Below are 3,444 nucleotides of genomic sequence, written 5' to 3'. Positions count from 1 at the left end.
AAGACGCACCAGGTGGGGGCCGGCCGGGTGTGGATGCTTCCCCACACCACACCCGGCCGGCGTACCGGCGGGTCCGTCGCCCGCCGCCCGGGGGTCGTGGGCGGCGGGCGACGATCCTGCCTTGACGGGTCCGGACTCGCGACTGTCCGGAGCCCGGTGCGGTCCGCGGAACCGCACCTCCCGGGAGCCGGAGCCGCGAAACACCGCTCCCGGACGTTGGAACGAGCGTACGACTGAATCGAACACTCGTTCTAACTGCTCTGACAGTACACCTCCCCTCCGACGAAAACGCAACGTGTGACGCGCGGGGAGACGGCCGGATTCTCAGGGCGCGCACAGCACCGGCAAAGGAGCCGCCGAACTCCGGCCCCCAGGGTTGACGGCATGAACGTCAGCCGTACCGCCGTCGCCGGCCCGCGGACCCCGCGCCGGACCCTGCCGGCGGCCCCGGCCTGGTGGGCCGACGTGGCCGGCGGCGCCGCGGCGCTCAGCCTGCTGGTGGTCACCGCGCTCTGGACCGCCGGCCGCGGCGTGCAGGAGCTGCTGGGCGGTCCGGCCACCGGCCTCACCTCGCTCGGCCGGCTGGCCGGCCTGGTCAGCGCCGACCTGATGCTCGTCCAGGTCGTGCTCATGGCCCGGGTGCCGCTCATCGAGCGGCGTTTCGGCCAGGACCGGATCGCCCGCTGGCACCGGCTCACCGGCTTCACCTCGTTCCACCTGCTCCTGGCGCACGTGCTGCTGACCGTCCTCGGGTACGCCGGCACCGCCCGCCGGGGGGTGCTCGCCGAGACCTGGGACCTCGTCGTCACGTACCCGGGGATGCTGCTGGCCACCGCGGCGCTGGCCCTGCTGGTGCTCGTGGTGGTGACCTCGGTCCGCGCGGCCCGGCGCCGGCTGCGCTACGAGTCCTGGCACCTGCTGCACCTGTACGCGTACCTGGGCGTCGCGCTGGCGCTGCCGCACCAGCTCTGGACCGGCGCGGACTTCGTCGCCTCGCCGCTCGCCCGCGCCTACTGGTGGACCGTCTACCTGCTGGCACTGGCCAGCGTGCTGGTCTGGCGGCTGGGGCTGCCCGCCTGGCGCTCGCTGCGGCACCGGATCGAGGTGGCCGCCGTGGTCACCGAGGCGCCCGGGATCACCTCGGTCTGGCTGCGCGGGCGCCACCTGCACCGGCTGCCCGTCCGGGCCGGGCAGTTCCTGCTCTGGCGGTTCCTGGACGGCCCCGGCTGGTCCCGGGCCCACCCGTACTCGCTGTCCGCGCCGCCGAACGGCGACCTCATGCGGATCACGGTCAAGGACCTGGGCGACGGCAGCGCCCGGGTGGCCGCCCTGCGCCCCGGCACGCGGGTGCTCGTCGAGGGGCCGTACGGGCGGCTGACCGGGGAGCACTGGCGCGGCGGCGGGATCACCATGCTGGCCTGCGGGGTCGGCATCACCCCGCTGCTGGCGCTGCTCTGGGAGCTGCCGTACGCGCCCGGCCAGGCGGTGCTGCTCCACCGCGCGCGTACCCCTGCCGACCTGGCCTTCCGGGCGGAGCTGGACCGGCTCGCCGCGGAGCGCGGGCTGGTCGTGCACCACCTGGTCGGCCCCCGGGCGACGCGCCCGTCCTGGCTGCCGGCCTACGCCGAGGGGCTCCCCGACGCGGAGGCGCTGCGCCGGCTCTCCCCCGGCGTCGCCGGCCACGACGTCTTCCTCTGCGGACCGGACGGCTGGGTCGACGCCGCCCGCGCCGCGACCCGCGCCGCGGGGGTCCCCGACGCGCACGTCCACCACGAACGGTTCGCCTGGTGACAGGCGCGAAGGGAGGATCCGTGCGACGGATCACCGGCTGGTTGCTCTCCACCGTGGCGGCGCTGGTGCTGCTGTTCAGCTACCGGACCAGCACCATGGGCGCGGGCGGGGAGAGCAGCGCGATCACCTCGGGCGCGGACGGCGCGGCCGGCAGCACCTGGCGCGGCGCGGGCGACGGCACCGGCACCACCGGCCCGGGCTCCCCGACCGACAGCGCCAGCGACAGCGGCAGTGACGACGGCGGCAGCGGCAGCGGCAGCGAGGACGGCGCCGGCGGCGGCGACGGCACGGCCACCGGGTCGGTGGCGCAGACCCGGTGGGGGCCGGTGCAGGTGAAGATCACCGTCTCCGGCGGGAGGATCACCGACGTCGCCGTGCTCCAGGTGCCCGACGGCAACCACCGGGACCAGGAGATCAACGACTACGCGGTGCCGATCCTGCGGCAGGAGGCCCTGGCCGCGCAGAGCGCGCGGATCGACACCGTCTCCGGGGCCACCGTCACGAGCGACGGCTACCGGGAGTCCCTCCAGTCCGCCATCGACGCGGCGCACCTGGGCTGACCATGACCGACGGACCGGACCGGCGCGCCTGGGTGGCGCAGGTGATGGGGCTGCCGGTGAGCGTGCACCTGCGCGGCCCCGGGGTGCGCACCGACGCGGTGGCCGGGCGGGTGGCGCGGGTCTTCGCCGAGCTGCGCGACGTGGACGCGACGTTCAGCACGTACCGGCCGGACAGCGTGCTGGGCCGGCTCGGCGGGGCGGCGCCCGACCCGGCCGCCGCGGATCCGCTGGTGCGCGAGGTGGTCGAGCGCTGCGAGGCGGCCCGCGTCCGCACCGGCGGGTGGTTCGACGCCCGGCGGCTGCCGCTGCCCGGCGGGGGCACCGGCTTCGACCCGTCCGGCCTGGTCAAGGGGTGGGCCGTGGAGCGGGCCGCGCGCTGGTTGGCGCTGCCCGACCACGACCTGTGCCTCAACGCCGGCGGGGACGTGCTGCTGCGCACCGCGCCGGGCCGGCCGGCCTGGCGGGTCGGGATCGAGGACCCGGACCGCCCCGAGCGGCTGCTCGACGTCGTCGCCCGCCCGCATGGCGCGGTCGCCACGTCCGGCACCGCGCGGCGCGGCGCGCACATCACCGACCCGCGCGCCGGGCGGCCGGCCGAGGCCGTCCGGTCGGTCACCGTGGTCGGCCCCGAACTGTTGTGGGCCGACGTGTACGCCACCGCGGCCGTCGCCCGCGGCGCGGACGCGCTCGACTGGCTGGCCACCCTCGACGGGTACGCGGCCCTGCTGGTGGACTCCGCCGGCGGGGTCCGGGCCACCCCGAACTGGCCCGGCTCCCGGCCGGCGGCTCAGACCCGGGCCGCGTAGTCGGGCAGGTCGGTCTCGGTGGCCAGCGAGCCGGTGCTGCGGACCAGCAGCGACTGGACCGGGCGGGTGGCCAGCAGGCGGTCCCGCAGCCACAGCCCCCAGCCGGTGGCCGGGGCGAGGAAGTGGCCGGGGCTGGCGCCGCGCTGCCAGCGGCCGGCGTAGGCCCGCATCCGCCGCTCGTACGCGGGCAGCGCCACCCGATGGTCGCCGCCGGCCAGGGCCAGCTCACCGGCGAGCACGTACGCCCCGACCAGCCCGGTGCCCACCCCCATCCCGCCGAGGGTCAC

3 protein-coding genes and 1 pseudogene are annotated in these 3,444 nt (G+C 76.9%); 3 read left to right on the top strand and 1 reads right to left on the bottom strand.

Translation table 11 applies throughout. The annotated features are described in order from the left end of the window. The first annotated feature begins 384 nt into the window (after window positions 1-384). Genes F8274_RS30185 through F8274_RS30175 form a run of 3 tightly spaced genes read left to right on the top strand, consistent with a single transcriptional unit; the run spans window position 385 to window position 3,157 of the window. Window positions 385-1,791: a ferric reductase-like transmembrane domain-containing protein gene (locus F8274_RS30185; RefSeq protein ID WP_151465751.1), complete on the top strand. Its 1,407-nt coding sequence runs from the start codon at window positions 385-387 to the stop codon at window positions 1,789-1,791. Between the two features lie 20 nt (window positions 1,792-1,811). Then, the gene (locus tag F8274_RS30180) at window positions 1,812-2,351 is read left to right on the top strand and encodes an FMN-binding protein (RefSeq protein ID WP_151465750.1); all 540 of its coding nucleotides are present in this window, start codon (window positions 1,812-1,814) and stop codon (window positions 2,349-2,351) included. 2 nt (window positions 2,352-2,353) lie between these two features. Continuing rightward, entirely contained in the window at window positions 2,354-3,157 is an 804-nt protein-coding gene (locus F8274_RS30175) for an FAD:protein FMN transferase (protein WP_151465749.1), read from the top strand. Here the strand turns inward: F8274_RS30175 and F8274_RS30170 are convergent. Then, a pseudogene (locus tag F8274_RS30170) lies at window positions 3,139-3,444 on the bottom strand (FAD-dependent oxidoreductase); the annotation flags it as partial. The gene F8274_RS30175 and the pseudogene F8274_RS30170 overlap by 19 nt on opposite strands.

The organism is Micromonospora sp. AMSO31t (genome assembly GCF_008868175.1).
GTDB lineage: Bacteria > Actinomycetota > Actinomycetes > Mycobacteriales > Micromonosporaceae > Micromonospora.
The sequence above is the reverse complement of the archived record's forward strand: the minus strand, read 5'-3'. Positions and strand labels throughout refer to the sequence as shown.